Below are 19,722 nucleotides of genomic sequence, written 5' to 3'. Positions count from 1 at the left end.
CGCCTGCGTACGCTTTCAGCCATGCTCATCGCCCGCTCCGCCGCCCTCTTCCTGCTCGCCGCCGTCCTGGAGATCGGCGGCGCCTGGCTGGTCTGGCAGGGCGTGCGCGAACACCGGGGCTGGGCCTGGGTCGGCGGCGGCGTCATCGCCCTCGGCCTCTACGGGTTCGTCGCCACCCTCCAGCCGCAGGGCGATTTCGCCCGCGTGCTGGCGGCCTACGGCGGCGTCTTCGTCGCCGGTTCCCTCGTCTGGGGCGCCGTCGCCGACGGCTACCGGCCCGACCGCTGGGACGTCACCGGCGCCCTCGTCTGCCTCGCCGGGATGGCCGTGATCATGTACGCGCCGCGCCGCTGACCCCACCTATGCTGGCGAGCAATCGCCCGTACGAACGAACGAGCCCCACGACCGAACGAGGAGCCCCGCCCATGAGCACGCGCACGGCCACCCCCACCGCCGTAGTCACCGGCGCGAGCAGCGGAATCGGCGCGGCCACCGCCCGGCAGCTCGCCGCGGCCGGCTACCACGTCGTCCTCACCGCCCGCCGCAAGGACCGCATCGAGGCCCTCGCCGGCGATCTGACCGAAGCCGGTTACGAGGCCACCGCCCACGCCCTCGACGTCACCGACCGCGCCGCCGTGGACGCCTTCGCCGCGTCCCTGGGGGACTGCGACGTCCTGGTCAACAACGCCGGCGGGGCCATCGGCGCCGAGCCCGTCGCCACCGGCGACCCGGCCGACTGGCGCACGATGTACGAGGTCAACGTCATCGGCACCCTCAACGTCACCCAGGCCCTCCTGCCCGCCCTCACCGCGAGCGGCGACGGCACGGTGGTCGTGCTGTCCTCCACCGCCGGGCACTCCACCTACGAGGGCGGTGCCGGGTACGTCGCCGCCAAGAACGGCGCCCGCGTCCTCGCCGAGACCCTCCGCCTGGAGATCGTCGGCCGGCCCGTCCGCGTCATCGAGATCGCGCCCGGCATGGTCAAGACCGAGGAGTTCGCGAAGACCCGCTTCCGCGGCGACGCCGCGAAGGCCGAGAAGGTCTACGAGGGCGTGGCCGAGCCCCTCTCCGCCGACGACGTGGCCGACACCATCACCTGGGCGATCACCCGCCCCAGCCACGTCAACATCGACCTCCTCGTCGTCCGCCCCCGCGCCCAGGCCTCGAACACCAAGATCCACCGCGAGCTCTAGGGAGTGGTCCGGCGGATCACGGCCGGACCACCGCGGGCCCCTACGGGACCAGCCCCTCTACGGGACCAGCCCCGCCGCCTTCAGCTGCGGCATGAGGGCCGCCGGCTTCAGCCCGGCGGCCCTCGCCGCGTCCAGGGCCCGCTGGAGGTCCGCCGCCAGCGTCGGCGTGAAGTGCAGCAGCACGATGTCGCCGGCCTTCAGCTGCGGCGTCGGCGGGGTCTGGCTCCAGGTGGTGAAGTCGTACGTCCACGTCACCAGCGCCTTGACCCCGCAGGCCTTGGCCGCCGCCCGCACGCCGTCGTCGACGGCCCCGTACGGCGGCCGCAGCAGCTTCGGCTCCTTGCCGAAGACCGCCGCGAGCTGCTCCCCGGCCCCGCACACCTCGGCGTCCTTCCCGGCGGCGTCGAGGGTGGTCAGGTCCGGATGGCTGACGGTGTGGTTCTCCACCGTCGCCCGGCCCTGGCCGGTCAGCGCGGTGAAGTACTGGGCGTCGTACGAGGTCGCCCCCGGCAGCAGGAACAGCGACACCGGCACCCGCTTGTCCAGCAGGATCCGGGCGGCCTCGGGGTCGTGGTTCCAGCCGTCGTCGATGGTGATGAAGACGACCTGGTCCTGGGTCGGCACGTGCGACACGACGGGCGGCAGTCCCACCCGGGCCTGGGCCGGCCCGGCGACCCCGAGGGCGAGCGACAACGACGCGAGCGCGGCGAGAACCACGCGAGATCTCCTCATGCCGCCACCCTGGTCTAGACCAACTCGGCCGTCAACCCCCGTACGGCAAAGCCCGGTTGACCCGTCCGGCCACGTCGCCCGCGCATGCGGCAGGCCGCGCCTGACGTCAGCTCGCGCCGCCCCGGTCCGGCCGGGCCAGTCCGGCGACGAGGAGGGCGACCGCCCGGCGCGCGTCGTAGCGGGGGTCGTTCTCGGCGCCGATGCAGAGGTTCCCGACGCCGCGCATGAGCTGGTAGGCGTCGATGTCCGCGCGGATCTCGCCCGCGGCGGTGGCGGCGTCGAGGAGCGCGGCGCACACCGGCAGGAGACGGTCCAGGAAGTAGGCGTGCAGCGCCTCGAAGCCGGCGCCGTCGGTCCGCATCGCCCCCGCCAGGCCGTGCTTGGTGACCAGGAAGCCGACGAAGAGGTCCACCCACCGCCCGAGGGCGGCGTGGGCCGACGGACTGCTCGCCAGCAACGCAGGACCGGCCTCGGCGCAGGCGTCGACCTGATGCCGGTAGACCGCGATGATCAGGTCCGCCCGGGTGGGGAAGTGCCGGTAGACCGTGGCGACCCCGACGCCCGCCTCGGCCGCGATGTCGCGCACCGGCGCCTCCACCCCCGAGGCGACGAAGACCGCCGCGGCCGCGTCCAGCAGGTTCTGCTGATTGCGCCGGACGTCCTTGCGCCTGGGCCCGGCCGCGCTCGCCGCGCCCGCGCCCGCGCCCCGCTCGTCGCCATCCACCACGGCACTCCTTCCACGCATCACCGGCCGTCCGGCCGGCCGGCCTTGCAAAACGGAACACCGTTCCGTATCGTCAACGGAACAAGGTTCCGTTTCACCCGCCCATGATGGCACAACCACGGAAGGCACCTCCATGCCCGACTCCTCCGCCGCGACCGCGCGCACCGCCACCACGGGCGCGCCCGCCACGGTGATCTCCGCGAAGCCCGTCGTACTGCCCGCCCCGGACCGCGGCGAGGACCTCCAGGTCCGCGTGTCCGCCCCCGCCACCGGCGACGCCCTGCCCGTCATCGTCTTCTCGCACGGCTTCGGCTGGTCGATGGACGGCTACGCTCCGCTCGCCGACCACTGGGCCGCCCACGGCTTCGTGGTCCTCCAGCCCACCCACCTCGACTCGCGGACGCTCGGCATCCCGCCCGAGGACCCCCGCACCCCGCGGATCTGGCGCATCCGCGTCGAGGACCTCACCCGCGTCCTGGACGGCCTCGATGTCCTGGAAGCCGCCGTGCCGGGCCTCGCCGGCCGCGTCGACCACGGCCGCATCGGCGCGGCCGGCCACTCCTGGGGGTCCCAGACCGTCAGCACGCTGCTCGGCGCGCGCGTCCTGGACGCCGACGGCGTACCCGGCGAGGACCTGTCCGACCCCCGCGTGAAGGCGGGCGTGCTGCTCGCCCCGGCCGGTCTGGGGGACGACCTCACCCCCTTCGCCGCCGAGCACCTCCCCTTCCTGAGACCGTCCTTCGCCACCATGACCGCGCCCGCCCTGATCGTCGCCGGGGGCAACGACCGCTCCCACCTGTCCACCCGAGGTCCGGACTGGTCCGCCGACCCCTACCTCCACAGCCCGGCGCCCAAGAGCCTGCTCACGCTGACCGGTGCGGAGCACTCGCTCGGCGGCATCCCCGGCTACGAGGTCGCCGAGACGACCGACGAGAGCCCCGCCCGCGTCGCCCTCGTCCAGCGGCTCACCACCGCCTTCCTGCGCAGCGCCCTCTCCCCCGGCGACCCCACCTGGAAGGCCGAGGCCGCCGCCCTGGAGGCCGGCCCCGACCCGCTGGGGACGCTGCTGAGCAAGTGAGGACGCGAAGGGGCCCGGACCGCGGTCGAAACGCGGTCCGGGCCCCTTCCGCCGGGCTCAGCCGGGCAGCCGGGCTCAGCCCTTGACGCAGATGACCTGCTTCAGCTTCGCCACGACCTTGACGAGGTCGGTCTGCTGGTCGATGACCTGCTCGATCGACTTGTAGGCGGCCGGGATCTCGTCCACGACACCGGCGTCCTTGCGGCACTCGACGCCCTGCGTCTGCTCCGCCAGATCGCGCGCCGAGAAACGCTTCTTCGCCGCCGTACGGCTCATCTTGCGGCCCGCGCCGTGCGAGGCGGAGTTGAAGGACTTCTCGTTGCCGAGGCCCTTGACGATGTACGACCCCGTCCCCATCGATCCCGGGATGATCCCGTAGTCACCGCTGCCGGCGCGGATCGCGCCCTTCCTGGTGACCAGCAGGTCCATCCCGTCGTACCGCTCCTGCGCCACGTAGTTGTGGTGGCAGCTGATCTCCCGCTCGAAGGAGACCTTCGCCTTGCGGAACTCCTTGCGGACGACCTCCTTGAAGAGGCTCATCATCGCCGCGCGGTTGTACTTCGCGTACTCCTGCGCCCAGAACAGGTCGTTGCGGTACGCGTCCATCTCCGGCGTCGCGGCGAGAAACACCGCCAGGTCCCGGTCGACCAGGCCCTCGTTGTGCGCCAGCCCCCGGGCCACGCCGATGTGGTGCGCGGCGAGCTCGTTGCCGATGTTCCGGGAGCCGGAGTGCAGCATCAGCCAGACCGAGCCCGCCTCGTCGAGACAGAACTCGATGAAGTGGTTCCCCGAACCGAGCGTTCCGATCTGCTGCGCGGCCCGCTCCCGCCGGAACTTGACCGCGTCCGCGAGGTGGTCGAAGCGCTTCCAGAGGTCCTCGTACCCCGGCACCGAGAACCCGTACAGCCGTGCCGGATCCACCGCCTCCCGGTGCAGGCCCGCTCCCACCGGGATGGCCTGCTCGATGCGGGAGCGGAGCTTCGAGAGGTCGCCCGGGAGGTCGTTCGCCGTCAGGGAGGTCTTCACCGCCGACATGCCGCAGCCGATGTCGACCCCGACCGCCGCCGGGCAGACGGCGTCCTTCATCGCGATCACCGAGCCGACCGTGGCGCCCTTGCCGTAGTGGACGTCCGGCATGACCGCCAGGCCCTTGATCCACGGCAGGGACGCGGTGTTCTGCAGCTGCCGCATCGCGCTGTCCTCGACCGACGCCGGATCGGTCCACATCCGGATCGGGACCTTGGTCCCGGGTACCTCTACATACGACATATGGCGTCAATCCCCCGGAAACCAAAGAAAGTCAGAGAAAACTCGGAATACGCAAAAAGCCTCGCTCATCGCCCCAAAACAGTCAGGGAACCGGCGCCGGCACCAGCGTGTGCGATAGACATTGTGTCCATCCCTGCCCAAGTCGCGGCAACGGATTTTCCCAAGGGACCAAGGGAGCCAGTGGACGTGGAGCGCAAGGCGGTACGCCGACGGGTCCTGCCCGGCATCGCGATGGTCACCGCCCTCGTGGCCGCGGTGACCGGTCTCGCCGGGTGCACCGACGGCGGCGCCGCCGGGACCAGCGACCAGAAGGGCGGCGGGAGCAGCCCCGCCCCCGCCCAGCCGGGCAAGTACCGCAGCCTGCCCCAGGCCTGCAAGGCCGCCGACCCCAAGCGGCTCAAGGCCATGCTCCCGGCGGCCGATTCCCTCACCACCGAACAGCGCGAGCAGCTCTACGCCGGGACCGCCGACCCCTCCTTCGACGGCGACCGGCACGTCGGCTGTCACTGGAGCGCGCAGGCGCCCGAGGGGACCCTGCTGCTGTCGGTCGTCTTCGAACGCGTGGTCTCGTACGACCGGGGCGCCGCGAGCGACGACGACAAGGCGCACAAGGTGTTCGTGCGCCGCCTGACGGACGCCCACCTGCCCTTCCCCGGCCCGACGAGCACCCCGAGCGGCTCCCCGGCCGGATCCCCCAGCGGCGCCCCGGCGAACCCGGCCGCCCCGGCGAACCCGGCCGCGAGCCCGGCCGCGACCCCGTCGACGGGGCCCGGCGCCGAAAGCCCCGCGGCGCCGTCCGCATCCGCCTCCGCTCCCCCCTCTTCCCCCTCCTCCTCTTCCTCCCCCTCCCCCAGCGCCCCGCCCGAACTCGGCTCGCGCGTGCTGGAGGGGCTCGGCAACGAGGCGTACCTCGACGACAAGCTGAGCGCGGCCGGGGCGAGCGCCGCCCAGTCACGCACGGTGCGGATCGTTTTCCGCACCTCGAACGTCCTCGTCACAGTCGAGTACAGCGTGCAGCCCTCCGCGCCCGGAACGGTCCCCCCAAGTGCGCAAACGCAGGAGCGGGCGAACCAGTTGGCGGAGGCCCTGGCCGAGCGCTTCAACGAGTGACGGCCCTGTCGCGCGGGGGCCCGAGGGCCCTCCGTGACGGCGCGCACAGCAGCCGGGCGCCCGGTCGGGCTACCGTTGCCCGGGTCCCGCGCCCGCAAGAAGACCCCTACGTCTGAAGGAACCATGCACCGATCAGCCTCGCGTCTCACCCGTGTCCTCGCCTGCGCAGCCGTCGTCCCGGTGGTCCTCGCCGCCGCCGGCTGCTCGTCCGACTCGGAGAAGTCCTCGGGCTCGGCCTCCGGCAAGAAGCCCTCGGCGTCCTCCTCGGCCAAGACGAACCAGAAGGCCCCGGCCGAGCTGGAGAAGGTGGCGTTCGCGAAGCTGCCCGACCCCTGCAAGGCGATCGCGGCGAAGAGCATAGAGAGCTTCGTCCCCGAGGCGAAGGAGAAGAACGGCACCGCCGCGAAGTCCAACGACCTCGCCAACCGCGCCAGCTGCTCCTGGAACGGCCTCCAGACGGACGGCACCAAGGGCTCGCAGTACCGCTGGCTGTCCGTCTCCCTGGTGCGCTACGACTCGCACGCCACGCTCGGCAGCGGCGACAAGCGCGCGGAGGAGCAGTACACCAAGCAGATCGAGCTGGCGAAGTCCGCCGAGGGTGCGCACGACGTCAAGGTGGAGCAGGCCGGCGGGGTCGGCGACCAGGGCTCCTCGGTCGTCTACGGCGTGAAGAAGGACGTGGACTTCTTCAACACCACCGTGGTGGTCCGCACCCACAACGTGGTCATCACGCTCGACTACAACGGCGCTGCGTACGAGGGTGCCGGCGCCCCGGACCAGGCCAAGCTGCTCCAGGACGCCGTCGCGGCGGCCCGGGAGACCGTCGGCTCGGTCGACGCCGCCAACAAGGGGGACGCCGCTCCCGAGCAGGCCCCCTCGGGTTCCGCTTCGCCTTCCGCTTCGGCCTCGCCGTCGGGTTCCGCTTCCCCGCAGCAGTAGGCGACGGTCGGTAAGGGGCCCTACGGAACGGGTGACGCGCTGTCACCCGTACTCTGTGCCTGCCGTAGCTCGACAAGGGGAGGGGATCACCAGTGGCCGCGATGCAGCTGACTCGTACGCACCGGATACTCATCGGTGTCGTGGTCGCCGGTGCCGTGGTCATCGCGGGCATCGGCTTCGCGGGATCGTACGCCGCCGTGCGCGCGCTGGCGCTGCAGAAGGGCTTCGGCAGCTTCTCGCTGGTGTTCCCGATCGGCATCGACGCGGGCATCTGCGTACTGCTGGCGCTCGACCTGCTGCTGACCTGGATCCGGATCCCGTTCCCCTTGCTGCGCCAGACGGCCTGGCTGCTGACGGCGGCCACGATCGCGTTCAACGGCGCGGCCGCCTGGCCGGACCCGCTGGGCGTGGGCATGCACGCCGTGATCCCGATCCTGTTCGTGGTCACGGTCGAGGCGGCCCGGCACGCGGTCGGCCGGATCGCGGACATCACCGCGGACCGGCACATGGAGGGCGTGCGCATCACGCGCTGGCTGCTCTCGCCCGTACCCACCTTCAAGCTGTGGCGCCGGATGAAGCTGTGGGAGCTGCGCTCGTACGAGCAGGCGGTCGGCATGGAGCAGGACCGGCTGATCTACCAGGCCCGGCTCCAGGCCCGCTTCGGGCGGGCGTGGCGGCGCAAGGCCCCGGTGGAGGCGCTGATGCCGCTGCGGCTGGCGCGGATCGGCGTCCCGCTGTCCCAGACGGCCCCCGAGGGGCTGGCGGCGGCGGGCATCGACCCGATGCTGCTGCCCCCGGCGCCCGTGACGGCCCCGGCCCTGGAGGCGGCGCTCCCGCAGGCCGCGGTGCCCGCGCCCGGGGACCCCGCGGGCCAGGCCGCCGGGCCGGCCCCGGCCGCGGCGGCCGCGGGGACCACGGCCACGGCCCCCGGCCCGGTCCCGGCTCCGGCTCCTGTGACGCACGCTCCGCCGCCCTTCGCGGTGGATCCGACGGCGATGCCCGCCGCGCACGACAGCGCCTGGTTCGCGGCGCCGCTGGCCCCGCAGGCGGCGTACGAGGGCGGCTACAACCCGCAGTACGTGGAGGGCCTGGAGCCGACCCCGGTCATGGCCCCGGCCGGCCCCGAGCAGGACCCGCAGCCGCAGCCCCAGCCGCAGCCGGGCCCGCAGCCCGGCCCGCAGCCGGTGCAGGAGCAGCTTCCGGCCCCCCGCTCCGAGACGGACGCCCAGCCCCGGCCCGAGGCCGGCGGCGGCGGTGTGTCCGACCTCGACGAGGCGAAGTTCACGGAGGCGGCGTACGAGGTCTTCCGGACCTACATCGAGGAGAACGGCAAGGTGCCGAGCCCCGAGCAGGTCGACATATACCTCTCGGACCGGCACGGGATCACGCACCCGCTCGCCTTCCGGACGATCAGCCGGCTGATGCCCGGGCTGAAGCAGCGATACCAGCGCGACCTGGAGAACGAGCACATCTCGTAAGCCGTCATCGGCCCCGCACGGCGGAAGGGCCCGCACCCCTCGGGGGTGCGGGCCCTTCGGCGTCCACGCGAGCCGGTCAAGCGGCTCAGGCGACTCGGACGGCTCAGACGGCGAGCAGCTTGCGCACCCGGTCCGCGCCCACGGCGAGGAGCAGGGTGGGCAGGCGCGGTCCGGTCTCCCGGGTCACGAGCAGGCGGTAGAGCAGGGCGAAGAACTCGCGCTGGGCGACCTTGAGCTCCGGCGTCGGCTTGGCGTCCGGCTCCAGGCCCGCCATCACCTTGGGCACGCCGTAGACGAGGGTGGTCAGCCCGTCGAGGGACCAGTGCGAGTCGAGGCCCTCCAGGAGCAGCCGCAGCGACTCGCGGCCGGACTCGTCGAGGGAGGACAGCAGCTCGGTGTCGGCGTCCTCGCGCACGAGGGTGCGCTGGTCGGCCGGGACCTGGCTGGTGATCCAGTTCTCGGCGCGGTCCAGACGCGGGCGGACCTCGTCGAGGGAGGTCAGCGGCTGCGTCGGGTCCAGGTCGGCCAGGATCCGCAGGGTCTGCTCGTCGTGCCCGGCGGTGATGTCGACGACCGACGCGAGCGTGCGGTAGGGCAGCGGACGCGGGGTGCGCGGCAGCTCGTGCGAGGCGACGCGGACGGCGCGGGCGTGCGCGGCGGCGTCGGCCGGCAGCACGGAGCCGTCGGCGACCTTGCCCTCCAGCTTGTCCCACTCGTCGTACAGCCGCTGGATCTCCTGGTCGAAGGCGATCTTGAAGGACTGGTTGGGGCGGCGGCGGGCGTAGAGCCAGCGCAGCAGCTGCGGTTCCATGATCTTCAGCGCGTCGGAGGGGGTGGGCACCCCGCCCTTGCTGGAGGACATCTTGGCCATGCCGCTGATGCCGACGAACGCGTACATCGGGCCGATCGGCTGCTCGCCGCCGAAGATGTGCACGATCTGGCCGCCGACCTGGAACGACGAGCCGGGCGAGGAGTGGTCGACGCCGGAGGGCTCGAAGATCACGCCCTCGAAGGCCCAGCGCATCGGCCAGTCGACCTTCCAGACCAGCTTGCCGCGGTTGAACTCGGAGAGCTTGACCGTCTCGGTGAACTCGTCCTCGGTGCAGACGTAGGTCAGCTCGGTGGTCTCGTCGTTGTACGCGGTGACCTTGGTGAAGTCCTTGCCGCACCGGCCGCAGTACGGCTTGTACGGGAAGTAGCCGCCCTCGGCGCTGCTGCCGTCGTCCTCGGCGGCCGCGCCGGAGCCCTCGGCGGCCTCCAGCTCGGCCTCGTCGACCTGCTTCTGCTGGGGCTTCTTGCCGCCCGGCTTCTGCTTGGTGCGGTACTGGTCCAGGACGGCGTCGATGTCACCGCGGTGCTTCATCGCGTGCAGGACCTGCTCGCGGTAGACGCCGGAGGTGTACTGCTCGGTCTGGCTGATGGGGTCGTAGTCGACGCCCATCTCGGCCAGCGCCTCGACCATGGCGGCCTTGAAGTGCTCGGCCCAGTTCGGGTACGCGGATCCGGCCGGGGCGGGCACGGAGGTCAGCGGCTTGCCGATGTGCTGGGCCCAGGACTCGTCGATGCCGGGGACGCCGGCCGGGACCTTGCGGTAGCGGTCGTAGTCGTCCCAGGAGATGAGGTGACGGACCTCGATGCCCCGGCGGCGGATCTCGTCCGCGACCAGGTGCGGGGTCATGACCTCGCGGAGGTTGCCGAGGTGGATGGGGCCGGAGGGGGAGAGTCCGGACGCGACGACGACGGCTTTGCCCGGGGCTCGGCGCTCCGCCTCGGCGATGACCTCGTCCGCGAAACGGGAGACCCAGTCGGTCTCTGTGCTGCTCTGGGCGCTCTGAGCCACGACACGTCCTTCTATCTCGAATGCTGGCTTGGGCCATTCTCCCAGACGGAAGGAGGCCCTCCGAGGTTGCCCGCGCGCCCGTGCCCGTCAGCTGTTCTGGTAGTTCTCGAAGTGCGCGTGGGTCAGCCGGTACTCGCTGCCCTCGCGGGTCATGCCGATGGTCCACTGACGGCCCTCGGCGTCCAGCACCCGGCAGTTCTGTCCGTAGACCGCCGTGCGCGCCGCGTACATGTCGATCGCCGCGTCGCAGGCGGCCTGGAGGGTCCGGAGGTATTCCAGCGGGGTGTAGCGGCGGACGTTCGCGAAGAAGACCGCCGTCTGTTCCTTGCGGGAGCGCTGGTACTCGAAGAAGTGCCGCACGGCGCTGTCGCCCTGGTCGCTGAAGTAGCAGGTCCGCCCGCGCGGCGTCGAGAACCGCAGCCCCCGCCCCATGCGCGCGGCGACCTCGTCCGCCGTCGGGCCGTCCGGGGCGGCCGCGCGCTGCGGCGCCTGCGCGGGGGCGGCGCTCTGCCGCACGGTCTGCGCCGGTACGCGGACGGGCTCGTCCTCCTCGGAATCCTCCCAGCGGCTGGTCGCCGGCGGCTCCATGTCGGCGTCCTCCACCGACGAGGAGGTGGAGGTGGCGGGGGGCACGGCCGGGCGGGCGGCCGCGGCGACGGCGTGCACGGCCTGGGCGATCTCCGCCACGGCGCGCAGCACGGGCAGGCCGTGCACGTGGTCGGCGAGGACCATCCGGCCGCGCCGCCGCAGACCGTACAGCCGGCTCGCGTCGATGTACTCCAGGCCGCCGGACCCCACCGACACGGCCAGCGGGACGTGCAGCGTGGGGTCCACCCCGTGGATGACGGTGTCCAGCATCTGACCGGTGGGCGTCTCGTAGTACGTCCGCAGCCCTTCCCCCGCCAGGTTCACGTAGGCGCCGTCCGCCGACATTTCCGCCATGTCCCCCACCCTTCGACCGGCCGTCACATCGCCGCGGAGCCTATCGGCCGGGCACCGGCCGCGCCGGGCGAACCGGGAATCCGGCGAGCGCTTCCGGTTCCGGCGGTGACGGGCCGCCACCGCCGGAAATCCCGGAATGCGGACAGGCCCTCCGTGGGATACTCGACGGGCATCAACCGACTCACAGGAACGGCAGCTCATGGCCTCGGTCCCTTCCCTCGCTTCCTCCGTCGAACAGCGCGTCTCGGACGCCCTCGCCTCCGCCCTGCCGGAGGCCGGTGCGACCGACCCGCTGCTGCGACGAAGCGACCGGGCCGACTTCCAGGCCAACGGCATCCTGGCGCTCGCGAAGAAGGCGAAGGCGAACCCGCGCGAGCTGGCGACGACCGTGGTCGAGGGCATCCCGACCGGTGACCTGATCCAGGAGATCGAGGTCTCCGGACCGGGCTTCCTCAACATCACGATCACCGACCGGGCGATCATCGAGACCCTGGCCGCCCGCGCCGAGGACGACCGCCTCGGCGTCGCGCTGTCGCCGTCGGCCGGCACCACGGTGATCGACTACGCGCAGCCGAACGTCGCCAAGGAGATGCACGTCGGCCACCTGCGGTCCGCCGTCATCGGCGCGGCGATGGTGGAGATCCTGGAGTTCACGGGCGAGAAGGTGGTCCGTCGCCACCACATCGGCGACTGGGGCACCCAGTTCGGCATGCTGATCCAGTACCTGCTGGAGCACCCGCACGAGCTGGACCACAAGGGCGACGACGTCTCCGGCGAGGAGGCCATGTCGAACCTGAACCGGCTCTACAAGGCCTCGCGCGCGCTCTTCGACTCGGACGAGGAGTTCAAGACGCGGGCGCGGGCCCGGGTGGTGGACCTCCAGGCGGGCGAGCCGGAGACCCTCGCGCTGTGGCAGCGGTTCGTGGACGAGTCGAAGATCTACTTCTACTCCGTCTTCAACAAGCTGGACATGGACATCCAGGACGCGGACGTGGTCGGCGAGTCCGGCTACAACGACATGCTGACGGAGACCTGCAAGCTGCTGGAGGACTCGGGCGTCGCGGTCCGCTCCAACGGCGCGCTGTGCGTGTTCTTCGACGAGTACAAGGGCCCGGACGGCAACCCGACCCCCCTGATCGTGCAGAAGTCGGACGGCGGCTTCGGCTACGCGGCCACCGACCTGTCCGCGATCCGCGACCGCGTCGGCAACCTGAAGGCCGACACCCTCATCTACGTGGTGGACGCGCGGCAGGCGCTGCACTTCAAGATGGTGTTCGAGACGGCCCGCCGGGCCGGCTGGCTGGGCGAGGACGTCAAGGCCGTCCAGCTGGCCTTCGGCACGGTCCTCGGCAAGGACGGCAAGCCGTTCAAGACCCGCGAGGGCGAGACGGTGCGGCTGGTGGACCTGCTGGACGAGGCCATCGACCGTGCGGCGGCCGTCGTACGGGAGAAGGCCCAGGACCTGTCCGAGGCCGAGATCGGCGAGCGGGCGGTGCAGGTGGGCATCGGCGCGGTGAAGTACGCCGACCTGTCCACCTCGGCCGCGCGCGACTACAAGTTCGACCTGGACCAGATGGTGTCGCTGACCGGCGACACGTCCGTGTACCTCCAGTACGCGTACGCCCGGATCCAGTCGATCCTGCGCAAGGCCGGTGCCGCGAAGCCCGTCGCCCACCCGGAACTGGCCCTCGCCCCGTCCGAGCGCGCCCTGGGTCTGCACCTGGACCACTTCGGCGAACTCGTCGCGGAGGCGGCGGCGGAGTACGCGCCGCACAAGCTGGCCGCGTACCTCTACCAGGTGGCCTCGCTGTACACGACCTTCTACTCGGAGTGCCCGGTCCTCAAGGCCGAGACCCCCGCCCAGGTCGAGAACCGTCTGTTCCTGTGCGAGCTCACCGCCCGCACCCTCTCCAAGGGCATGTCCCTCCTCGGGATCCGCACCCCCGAGAAGCTCTGACGCACGCCCCCGACGGCCCCCGGCGCAACCACCCCGCGCCGGGGGCCGCGCGTTTGTTCGGCCGGGCAATACCCGGCGGTAGCGCCCCGTTCATGCGGCCCTCCTACCGTCGGCGCGATCGTGCCGAACACCCGAGGGGATCTCCCGCACATGCGCCGCAGACCGTTGAAGACGCTCACCGTCCTGGCCCTGGCCAGCGCCGTGGCCGCGGGCACCGCCGTCACCGCGAACTCCGCGCCCCAGCAGAGCGACTCGCACCAGGACATCCGGAACGTCATCTACCTGCTCGGTGACGGAATGGGCCGCACCCACGTGACGGCCGCGCGCGACCGCTACGCGGGCGCCTCCGGCAAGCTCACCATGGAGACCCTCCCGAACACGGGCGCGGTCGCCACCTACGCCGTCGAGAAGAACAGCGCGAAGCCGGCCCTGGTCACCGACTCGGCCAGCTCCGCGACCGCCTGGGCCTCCGGCGTGAAGACCTACAACGCGGCCATCGGCGTGGACGCGTACGAGAAGAAGGTCGCCACGCTGATGGAGCAGGCCCACGCGGCCGGCTTCGCCACCGGCAACGTCTCCACCGCCGAGATCACCGACGCCACCCCGGCCGCCCAGTTCAGCCACGCGCTGCTGCGCGGCTGCCAGGGCCCCGTCTACTCCGACGCCGCCTGCCTCCCGAAGAAGGACGACGGCAGCTACGAGCAGGCTCCGTCGGACAAGACGCTGATCACGCCGATCGCCGAGCAGATCGCCCGCAACGGCACCGCCGACGTCATCCTCGGCGGCGGTCTCGCCCGCTTCGAGCCGGACGACCAGAAGGCCCTCCAGGCCCAGGGCTACCAGGTGCTCGGCAGCTTCGGCGACCCGGCGCTGCCCGCGCAGACGGCCGCCAGCCAGAAGGTCGCCACCAAGTCCGACCTGGACAAGGCGGGCGGCAAGAAGGTCATCGGCCTGTTCAACCGCGGCAACCTGACGGTGGAGCAGAACAAGGCCGCCCTGCCGGCCGACGCCCCGCAGAAGCAGGAGCCCTCGCTCGCGGACATGACCCGCAAGTCGATCCAGCTCCTGAACGACCGCAAGCAGGGCGGCTCGTACGACCGCAACAAGTCGAAGAAGGGCTTCTACCTCCAGGTCGAGGGCGCCCAGATCGACAAGCGTTCGCACGCCAACGACGCCGCGCAGACCCTCGCCGAGGTCAAGGCCTTCGACGACGCGGTGAAGGCCGCCTACGAGTTCGCGAAGAAGGACGGTCACACTCTCGTGGTCGTCACGGCGGACCACGAGTGCGCCGGCTTCAACATCATCGAGAAGGGCACCTACACCAACGCCGAGGCCGTCGCGCCCCCGGCCAACACGGACGCCGGCAACCCGGCCAACAACAGCGTCCCCTCGCGTGCCGCCTCGGGCGCCAAGGACCCGGTCCGCTCCAGCGGCATCGTCAACGGCGCGGGCTCCGGTGACGCGAAGAACTTCGGTCCGGCCACCTTCCGTACGCCCGACGACCCGGCGGACGTGAAGGACGGCAGCCCCGAGGCGAGCCTGTGGCTGACCTACCTGTCGGGCAACCACACCGGCGCCGACGTGCCGATCTTCGCCTACGGCCCGAACGGCAACGCCTTCGCCACGAGCCAGGTCAACACCGAGCTGTACGGCAAGCTGTACCGCTCGCTGTTCGGCCGCTCCCCGCAGCACCACTGATCCCCGCGCGGCCGGGGCCGGGGGCGCACTCCCCCGGCCCCGGCCGCCGTCGTTCCCGGCCCCTTTCCCGGCCTCCCCAGGAGCACTTCCGATGACGCTGACGTACCTCCCCCGCGCCGCTGCCGCCGCCACGGCCGTCGCCGCCCTGTTCGCGCTGGTCACGGGTTGCTCGGGGGCCGAAGCGCCCGCCGCCGCCGAGGCCCCGGCCACCGCCGCGTCCCCGGTGGCCCTGCCCGCCCCCCGCAGCGCGCCCTCTCCGGCCGCGGTCCTCACCCCGGTGCCCGCGGCGGGCGAGGTCCGCGTCCAGCAGGGCCCGTTCACGGACCGCGTGAAGCTGACCGGTCTGCGCCTGACGGCTTCGCCGTCCTCCGTCACCGGCCACATCGCCATCAGCTCGGACGTCAGCGACACCCTGGCCCTGGAGATCACCGCCGCGTACTACGACGCGGAGGGCCGCCTGCTGGGCACCGGCACCTTCCACCACGAGGAGGAGGGCGAGGAGGCGCACGCCGGACAGCCCCACACCGGCCCGCACGCGGCCGGTGACGGCATCGACTTCACCGTCCCCGCCGACCACCTCACCGGCACCCCGGCCGGCGCGGTCCTCTCGATCCCGGTCCTGGTCAACGAGTGAGGGCCGGGCCGCCGGTTCTGTCGAGGACGCGCCGCGCCGGCTGACCGGTGACACGGGCGATCGTCTCGAAGCCGGCGAGTGAGCGTGCGCCACCGGACGGGCCCGTTCACCCGTACGGGCGGATTCCGGGGCCGGGAGCCGGGTAGGGGACGGCCCGTCCTTCCCCCAGCCCCACCGACGGAGGCATCCGTGCCCGACATGAACGGCCCCTACAAGCCCGGCACCCCCTGCTGGATCGACCTGATGGTTCCCGACCAGCAGGCCGCCCTCGACTTCTACCGCGACCTCTTCGGCTGGCAGGGCGAGGTCGGGCCCGCCGAGCAGGGCGGGTACGCCGTCTGCACCCTCAAGGGCAAGCCGGTCGCCGGGATCATGAAGGCGATGAACCCGGACGGCAGCGTCCCCGACCCGCTGCCGCCGACGGTGTGGACCACCTACCTGTCCACCGACAACATCGACGGCACCCTCAAGTCCGTCACCGACGCCGGCGGCACGGTCATGATGGGCCCCGTGGACGTCATGGACCTCGGCCGGATGGCCGTCATCGCCGACCCGACGGGGGCCGTCGTCGGCCTCTGGCAGGCCGGCACCTTCGACGGCGCGGGCATCGTCAACGAGCACGGCGCGCTGATCTGGAACGAGCTGACCACCGCCGACCTCCCGGCCGCCGCCGCGTTCTACTCCTCCGTGCTGCCCGTCACCACGGCCCGCTCCGAGATGCCCGGCGCCGAGGGGTACGTCGAGTTCAAGGTCGACGGCCGCGCGGTGGGCGGAATGATGGACCTGACCAAGCTCCCGCCCGGCGTCCCCCCGCACTGGCAGCCGTACTTCCACGCGGACGACGTCGACGAGGTCCAGGCCGCGGCCGTCCGGGCCGGCGGCAGCGTCCTCGCCCCGGCCTTCGACATGGCGGCCGGCCGGATGGCCGTCCTCGCCGACCCGCAGGGCGGCGCCTTCTCGGTGATCACCGCGTCCGCCCCCGAGACCCCCTAGTCCCTGCCGCCGCACGGCCCGGTGTGACGCGTCCCACAGGGAACGTTCCCGGCCCGCGGCCCCTCCTCGGGGTGCCGGTTCCTTCGCCACCACACCCCGGGGAGCACCCCATGGCCGTCCTCACCACCCGCCGCGCCGGGCGGGCCCTCGCCGCCGTCCTCGCCGCCGACGCCCTCGCGCACCTGTACTGGGCCACGGGCGCCACCTGGCCCGCCCCCGACGCCCGGGCCCTGTCCCTGGGCCTGCTCGGCGCGGAAGTGCCCTTCACCCCGCCCGTCGTCCTGCCCCTGGCGGCCGCCCTGTCGGTGGCGTCGCTGGCCGTCGCGGCCCGCGCGGAGGGCCGGGGCGGGCGGGAGGCCGCGCTGGTCACCGGGGCCGTCGCCGCGGGACTGGGCGTACGGGCCCTGGCCGGGGCCGGCTGGGCCCTCGGCCTGGACGCGGGCGTCGAAGCGGCGGGCCCGGCCTTCCACCGGCTGAACCTGCTCCTCTACACACCGCTGTGCCTGGCCTCCGGCTGGGCGGCCCTGCGCGTCCTGGCGGGGACCCGGCCCAGCAGGATCACCCCGTGAGCACCGAACGCCGGGACCGGGGCGTGGCCCTGGCGCGGGCGGCCCGCGCCGGGAACACCCTCGCGCTGGACGAGCTGCTCGACCACCTGACTCCCTACGTGGCCCGGATCTGCGAGCCGATCGCGCTGGCCGACGGCCCCGACGCCACGCAGGAGGCCCTCGTCGCCGTCTTCACCTCCCTGCGCTCCCTCAAGGACCCCCAGGCGCTGTACGGGTGGGTACGGGCGATCGCCGCGCGCGAGGCCGTCCGCATCGCCCGCCGGGCGGCCCGGGCGCGGCCCGCCGCCGAGCTGGACGACGTACCGCAGCGCGGGGACCCGCAGTTGGCGGCCGACATCGCCGATGTCCTGGCGCGGCTCTCGCCCGACCACCGGGCCGTCCTGGTGCTGCGCGATGTGGAGGGCCTGGACGAGGAGTCCGCCGCGGCCCTCCTCGCCATCGCGCCCGGCACCGCCAAATCCCGGCTCAGCCGGGCCCGTTCGAGTTTCCGGAAGGCGTGGTCGGCATGACGTACGCAGAGGACGCGGTGGGTGCCGTGGATGCGGTGGATGCGGTGGGTGCCCTCGACCCGGTCGCCCGGCTGCGCATCATGGCCGCCGCCGTCCCGGGCGCCCGCGTGGTCGAGCGGGTCCTGGCCGCCCCCGTGGAGGCCGTCTGGGCGGTGATGGGCGATCTGGAGGGCGGCTTCGGGGACTTCCAGCCGGACATGCGCCGGGTGCGGGTGCTGCGGGTGTCGGGCGACCGGGTGGAGGCCCTGGCACGCAGCCGCCACGGTTTCCGCGCCCGGCTGCGCGGTCACGTCCGGCCCGGCTGGTGCTGGCTCCAGAGCCGGTTCCTGATCATCGGCATGGCGGCCTCGCCGGAGCCGGGCGGCGGCACCCGGGTGGCCCTGACGGGCGGCGTACGGGTCCCCGCCCGCGCGGCGATCGTCCCGCTGGGCGCCCGCCGGGAACTGGAACGCGCGGCGACCCGCCTGGAGGCCCTGGTCACGGGCCCGTGAGAGCCCCGGGCCCGTGCCGTACGGAGGACGGCACGGGCCCGGCAGCCCCTCAACCCCGGCAGCCCCTCCACCCCGGCAGCCGGTCAGCCGGGGCAGACGGTCAACCGAGTCCGCCGGTCAGCGCCTCAGCCGATCAGCGGGTACGAATTCCTCCCGGTGGCCTCGTCGATCTCCCCGTGGGCCTTCTGCAACAGCTGGCTCGCGAGGTCCATCAGGGCGCGCGCCCCGGCGATCTCCTCACCGACCCTGAGCTGCTCCGGGTCCGACGGGTGCCGCATCGCGTAGCCGCGCGCCCTGACCTCGGAACCGTCGGCGAGCCTGAGCAGCGCCGCCGCGGTCGTCCGGTGGCCGTCTTCGGTGAACTCCATCTCGACGTGCCAGCCTGCGAGTGTGGGCATGGCGGATCACCTCCACAGTGCCGTGTCGCCACTCCCTACAGCCTGCTCCCCCCACCCCACCGGGGCCAGTCAGCGGGCCTCGCGCAGCCAGCCCGCGACCTCGGTCGCCCAGTAGGTGAGGATCGTGTCGGCGCCCGCCCGCTTGATGCCGAGCAGGGTCTCCAGGATCGCCCGGTCGCGCTCGATCCAGCCCTTCTCCGCCGCCGCCTCGATCATCGCGAACTCACCGCTGATCTGGTACGCGGCCACCGGCACGTCCACCGCCTGCGCGACCCGGTAGAGGATGTCCAGGTACGGACCGGCGGGCTTGACCATGACCATGTCCGCGCCCTCCTCCAGATCCAGCGCCAGCTCGCGCAGCGACTCCCGCGCGTTCGCCGGGTCCTGCTGGTAGGTCTTGCGGTCGCCCTGGAGGCTCGACGCGACGGCCTCGCGGAACGGTCCGTAGAAGGCGGAGGTGTACTTGGCGGTGTACGCGAGGATCGAGACGTCCTCGTGGCCCGTCTCGTCGAGCGCGTCGCGGATCACCCCGACCTGACCGTCCATCATCCCGCTCGGCCCCACCACGTGGACGCCCGCGTCGGCCTGGACCTGCGCCATCTCGGCGTACCGCTCCAGCGTCGCGTCGTTGTCGACGCGGCCGTGCTCGTCGAGCACCCCGCAGTGCCCGTGGTCGGTGTATTCGTCCAGGCACAGGTCGGACATGATGACGAGCTCGTCGCCGACCTCGGCCTTCACGTCGCGGATCGCGACCTGGAGGATGCCGTCCGGCTCGGTGCCCGCCGTGCCCAGGGCGTCCTTGTTCTCGTCGGCCGGGACGCCGAAGAGCATGATCCCCGCGACGCCCGCCCCGACGGCCTCCACGGCGGCCTTGCGCAGCGTGTCCCGGGTGTGCTGGACCACGCCCGGCATCGCCGAGATCGGCAGCGGCTCGGAGATCCCCTCCCGGACGAAGGCGGGGAGGATCAGGTCCGAGGGGTGCAGCCGGTTCTCCGCGACCATCCGCCGCATCGCCGGGGTGGTGCGCAGCCGGCGGGGCCGCGAGCCGGGGAAGGATCCGTACGCGCTCATACTCAGTCGCCTCTTCGAGCTTCGACAGCAATCGCCTCCAGCCTAGGGGGTGTCCCGCCCCTCTCACGGCCCCGAAGATGCCACGGGGCCCGGGCGC

20 protein-coding genes are annotated in these 19,722 nt (G+C 72.6%); 13 read left to right on the top strand and 7 right to left on the bottom strand.

The window, feature by feature from the left end; genetic code table 11:
• The first annotated feature begins 21 nt into the window (after positions 1-21).
• Both ACFYYT_RS19810 and ACFYYT_RS19805 read left to right on the top strand, forming a co-directional pair.
• Positions 22-354, top strand: coding sequence for a YnfA family protein (locus tag ACFYYT_RS19810; RefSeq protein WP_351818070.1), 333 nt, complete (start codon positions 22-24; stop codon positions 352-354).
• Between the two features lie 71 nt (positions 355-425).
• On the top strand, positions 426-1,193 hold the full coding sequence (locus tag ACFYYT_RS19805; protein ID WP_351818073.1) for an SDR family oxidoreductase: 768 nt from the start codon (positions 426-428) through the stop codon (positions 1,191-1,193).
• A 57-nt stretch (positions 1,194-1,250) separates the two neighbouring features.
• Here the strand turns inward: ACFYYT_RS19805 and ACFYYT_RS19800 are convergent, their stop codons facing one another.
• Both ACFYYT_RS19800 and ACFYYT_RS19795 read right to left on the bottom strand, forming a co-directional pair.
• The gene (locus tag ACFYYT_RS19800) at positions 1,251-1,910 is read right to left on the bottom strand and encodes a polysaccharide deacetylase family protein (RefSeq protein WP_351818076.1); all 660 of its coding nucleotides are present in this window, start codon (positions 1,908-1,910) and stop codon (positions 1,251-1,253) included.
• Between the two features lie 121 nt (positions 1,911-2,031).
• Positions 2,032-2,670: a TetR/AcrR family transcriptional regulator gene (locus tag ACFYYT_RS19795; RefSeq protein WP_388608665.1), complete on the bottom strand. Its 639-nt coding sequence runs from the start codon at positions 2,668-2,670 to the stop codon at positions 2,032-2,034.
• Positions 2,671-2,782: 112 nt separating this feature from the next.
• Here ACFYYT_RS19795 and ACFYYT_RS19790 point away from each other — a divergent pair, with 112 nt between their 5' ends.
• Complete coding sequence (locus tag ACFYYT_RS19790) at positions 2,783-3,727, top strand: chlorophyllase (protein ID WP_351818082.1); 945 nt, start codon at positions 2,783-2,785, stop codon at positions 3,725-3,727.
• Between the two features lie 75 nt (positions 3,728-3,802).
• Here ACFYYT_RS19790 and ACFYYT_RS19785 read toward each other — a convergent pair whose 3' ends face one another.
• On the bottom strand, positions 3,803-4,996 hold the full coding sequence (locus ACFYYT_RS19785; protein ID WP_351818085.1) for an RtcB family protein: 1,194 nt from the start codon (positions 4,994-4,996) through the stop codon (positions 3,803-3,805).
• Between the two features lie 186 nt (positions 4,997-5,182).
• Here ACFYYT_RS19785 and ACFYYT_RS19780 point away from each other — a divergent pair, with 186 nt between their 5' ends.
• The 3 genes from ACFYYT_RS19780 (at position 5,183) to ACFYYT_RS19770 (ending at position 8,523) form a co-directional block, all read left to right on the top strand.
• Positions 5,183-6,106, top strand: coding sequence for a DUF3558 domain-containing protein (locus ACFYYT_RS19780; protein ID WP_351818088.1), 924 nt, complete (start codon positions 5,183-5,185; stop codon positions 6,104-6,106).
• Positions 6,107-6,229: 123 nt separating this feature from the next.
• Complete coding sequence (locus tag ACFYYT_RS19775; protein ID WP_351818091.1) at positions 6,230-7,045, top strand: DUF3558 family protein; 816 nt, start codon at positions 6,230-6,232, stop codon at positions 7,043-7,045.
• A 92-nt stretch (positions 7,046-7,137) separates the two neighbouring features.
• Positions 7,138-8,523 (top strand): DUF2637 domain-containing protein, encoded by a 1,386-nt coding sequence (locus tag ACFYYT_RS19770; RefSeq protein WP_351818094.1) that lies wholly within the window; start codon positions 7,138-7,140, stop codon positions 8,521-8,523.
• 103 nt (positions 8,524-8,626) lie between these two features.
• On the opposite strand, the gene lysS is transcribed toward ACFYYT_RS19770, so the two are convergent.
• Entirely contained in the window at positions 8,627-10,363 is a 1,737-nt protein-coding gene (gene lysS, locus ACFYYT_RS19765) for a lysine--tRNA ligase (RefSeq protein WP_351818097.1), read from the bottom strand.
• 87 nt (positions 10,364-10,450) lie between these two features.
• The gene (locus ACFYYT_RS19760; RefSeq protein ID WP_351818100.1) at positions 10,451-11,305 is read right to left on the bottom strand and encodes a hypothetical protein; all 855 of its coding nucleotides are present in this window, start codon (positions 11,303-11,305) and stop codon (positions 10,451-10,453) included.
• 199 nt (positions 11,306-11,504) lie between these two features.
• On the opposite strand from ACFYYT_RS19760, the gene argS reads away from it, so the two are divergent.
• The 7 genes from argS (at position 11,505) to ACFYYT_RS19725 (ending at position 18,156) form a co-directional block, all read left to right on the top strand.
• The gene (argS, locus tag ACFYYT_RS19755; RefSeq protein WP_351818103.1) at positions 11,505-13,262 is read left to right on the top strand and encodes an arginine--tRNA ligase; all 1,758 of its coding nucleotides are present in this window, start codon (positions 11,505-11,507) and stop codon (positions 13,260-13,262) included.
• Positions 13,263-13,412: 150 nt separating this feature from the next.
• Positions 13,413-14,960 (top strand): alkaline phosphatase, encoded by a 1,548-nt coding sequence (locus ACFYYT_RS19750; protein WP_351818106.1) that lies wholly within the window; start codon positions 13,413-13,415, stop codon positions 14,958-14,960.
• Positions 14,961-15,051: 91 nt separating this feature from the next.
• Entirely contained in the window at positions 15,052-15,594 is a 543-nt protein-coding gene (locus ACFYYT_RS19745; protein ID WP_351818109.1) for a hypothetical protein, read from the top strand.
• 198 nt (positions 15,595-15,792) lie between these two features.
• Entirely contained in the window at positions 15,793-16,587 is a 795-nt protein-coding gene (locus ACFYYT_RS19740) for a VOC family protein (protein ID WP_351818181.1), read from the top strand.
• A 110-nt stretch (positions 16,588-16,697) separates the two neighbouring features.
• Entirely contained in the window at positions 16,698-17,156 is a 459-nt protein-coding gene (locus tag ACFYYT_RS19735) for a DUF3995 domain-containing protein (RefSeq protein WP_351818112.1), read from the top strand.
• A complete protein-coding gene (locus ACFYYT_RS19730) occupies positions 17,153-17,665 on the top strand; it encodes an RNA polymerase sigma factor (RefSeq protein WP_351818115.1) in 513 nt (170 codons plus the stop codon). Before ACFYYT_RS19735 ends, ACFYYT_RS19730 begins: the two co-directional genes overlap by 4 nt.
• On the top strand, positions 17,662-18,156 hold the full coding sequence (locus ACFYYT_RS19725) for a hypothetical protein (RefSeq protein ID WP_351818118.1): 495 nt from the start codon (positions 17,662-17,664) through the stop codon (positions 18,154-18,156). Before ACFYYT_RS19730 ends, ACFYYT_RS19725 begins: the two co-directional genes overlap by 4 nt.
• A 125-nt stretch (positions 18,157-18,281) precedes the next feature.
• Here the strand turns inward: ACFYYT_RS19725 and ACFYYT_RS19720 are convergent, their stop codons facing one another.
• Together ACFYYT_RS19720 and hemB are read right to left on the bottom strand one after the other, a co-directional pair.
• The gene (locus ACFYYT_RS19720) at positions 18,282-18,554 is read right to left on the bottom strand and encodes a DUF1876 domain-containing protein (protein ID WP_351818120.1); all 273 of its coding nucleotides are present in this window, start codon (positions 18,552-18,554) and stop codon (positions 18,282-18,284) included.
• 69 nt (positions 18,555-18,623) lie between these two features.
• The gene (gene hemB / locus ACFYYT_RS19715) at positions 18,624-19,625 is read right to left on the bottom strand and encodes a porphobilinogen synthase (protein ID WP_351818123.1); all 1,002 of its coding nucleotides are present in this window, start codon (positions 19,623-19,625) and stop codon (positions 18,624-18,626) included.
• Positions 19,626-19,722: the final 97 nt, after the last annotated feature.

Source organism: Streptomyces sp. NPDC002032, assembly GCF_042890765.1.
GTDB lineage: Bacteria > Actinomycetota > Actinomycetes > Streptomycetales > Streptomycetaceae > Streptomyces.
Note: the sequence above shows the minus strand (reverse complement) of the source record. Positions and strands in the feature narration are given on the sequence as shown.

What these genes read in the sequence shown, in the direction of transcription:
- ACFYYT_RS19760 (WP_351818100.1), bottom strand. Translation starts at nt 11,305, where the DNA reads ATGGCGGAAATGTCGGCGGACGGCGCCTACGTGAACCTGGCGGGGGAA.
- ACFYYT_RS19810 (WP_351818070.1), top strand. Translation starts at nt 22, where the DNA reads ATGCTCATCGCCCGCTCCGCCGCCCTCTTCCTGCTCGCCGCCGTCCTG.
- ACFYYT_RS19740 (WP_351818181.1), top strand. Translation starts at nt 15,793, where the DNA reads ATGAACGGCCCCTACAAGCCCGGCACCCCCTGCTGGATCGACCTGATG.
- ACFYYT_RS19775 (WP_351818091.1), top strand. Translation starts at nt 6,230, where the DNA reads ATGCACCGATCAGCCTCGCGTCTCACCCGTGTCCTCGCCTGCGCAGCC.
- ACFYYT_RS19720 (WP_351818120.1), bottom strand. Translation starts at nt 18,554, where the DNA reads ATGCCCACACTCGCAGGCTGGCACGTCGAGATGGAGTTCACCGAAGAC.
- ACFYYT_RS19745 (WP_351818109.1), top strand. Translation starts at nt 15,052, where the DNA reads ATGACGCTGACGTACCTCCCCCGCGCCGCTGCCGCCGCCACGGCCGTC.
- ACFYYT_RS19750 (WP_351818106.1), top strand. Translation starts at nt 13,413, where the DNA reads ATGCGCCGCAGACCGTTGAAGACGCTCACCGTCCTGGCCCTGGCCAGC.
- ACFYYT_RS19790 (WP_351818082.1), top strand. Translation starts at nt 2,783, where the DNA reads ATGCCCGACTCCTCCGCCGCGACCGCGCGCACCGCCACCACGGGCGCG.
- argS (WP_351818103.1), top strand. Translation starts at nt 11,505, where the DNA reads ATGGCCTCGGTCCCTTCCCTCGCTTCCTCCGTCGAACAGCGCGTCTCG.
- ACFYYT_RS19725 (WP_351818118.1), top strand. Translation starts at nt 17,662, where the DNA reads ATGACGTACGCAGAGGACGCGGTGGGTGCCGTGGATGCGGTGGATGCG.
- ACFYYT_RS19805 (WP_351818073.1), top strand. Translation starts at nt 426, where the DNA reads ATGAGCACGCGCACGGCCACCCCCACCGCCGTAGTCACCGGCGCGAGC.
- ACFYYT_RS19735 (WP_351818112.1), top strand. Translation starts at nt 16,698, where the DNA reads ATGGCCGTCCTCACCACCCGCCGCGCCGGGCGGGCCCTCGCCGCCGTC.
- ACFYYT_RS19795 (WP_388608665.1), bottom strand. Translation starts at nt 2,670, where the DNA reads ATGCGTGGAAGGAGTGCCGTGGTGGATGGCGACGAGCGGGGCGCGGGC.
- hemB (WP_351818123.1), bottom strand. Translation starts at nt 19,625, where the DNA reads ATGAGCGCGTACGGATCCTTCCCCGGCTCGCGGCCCCGCCGGCTGCGC.
- ACFYYT_RS19785 (WP_351818085.1), bottom strand. Translation starts at nt 4,996, where the DNA reads ATGTCGTATGTAGAGGTACCCGGGACCAAGGTCCCGATCCGGATGTGG.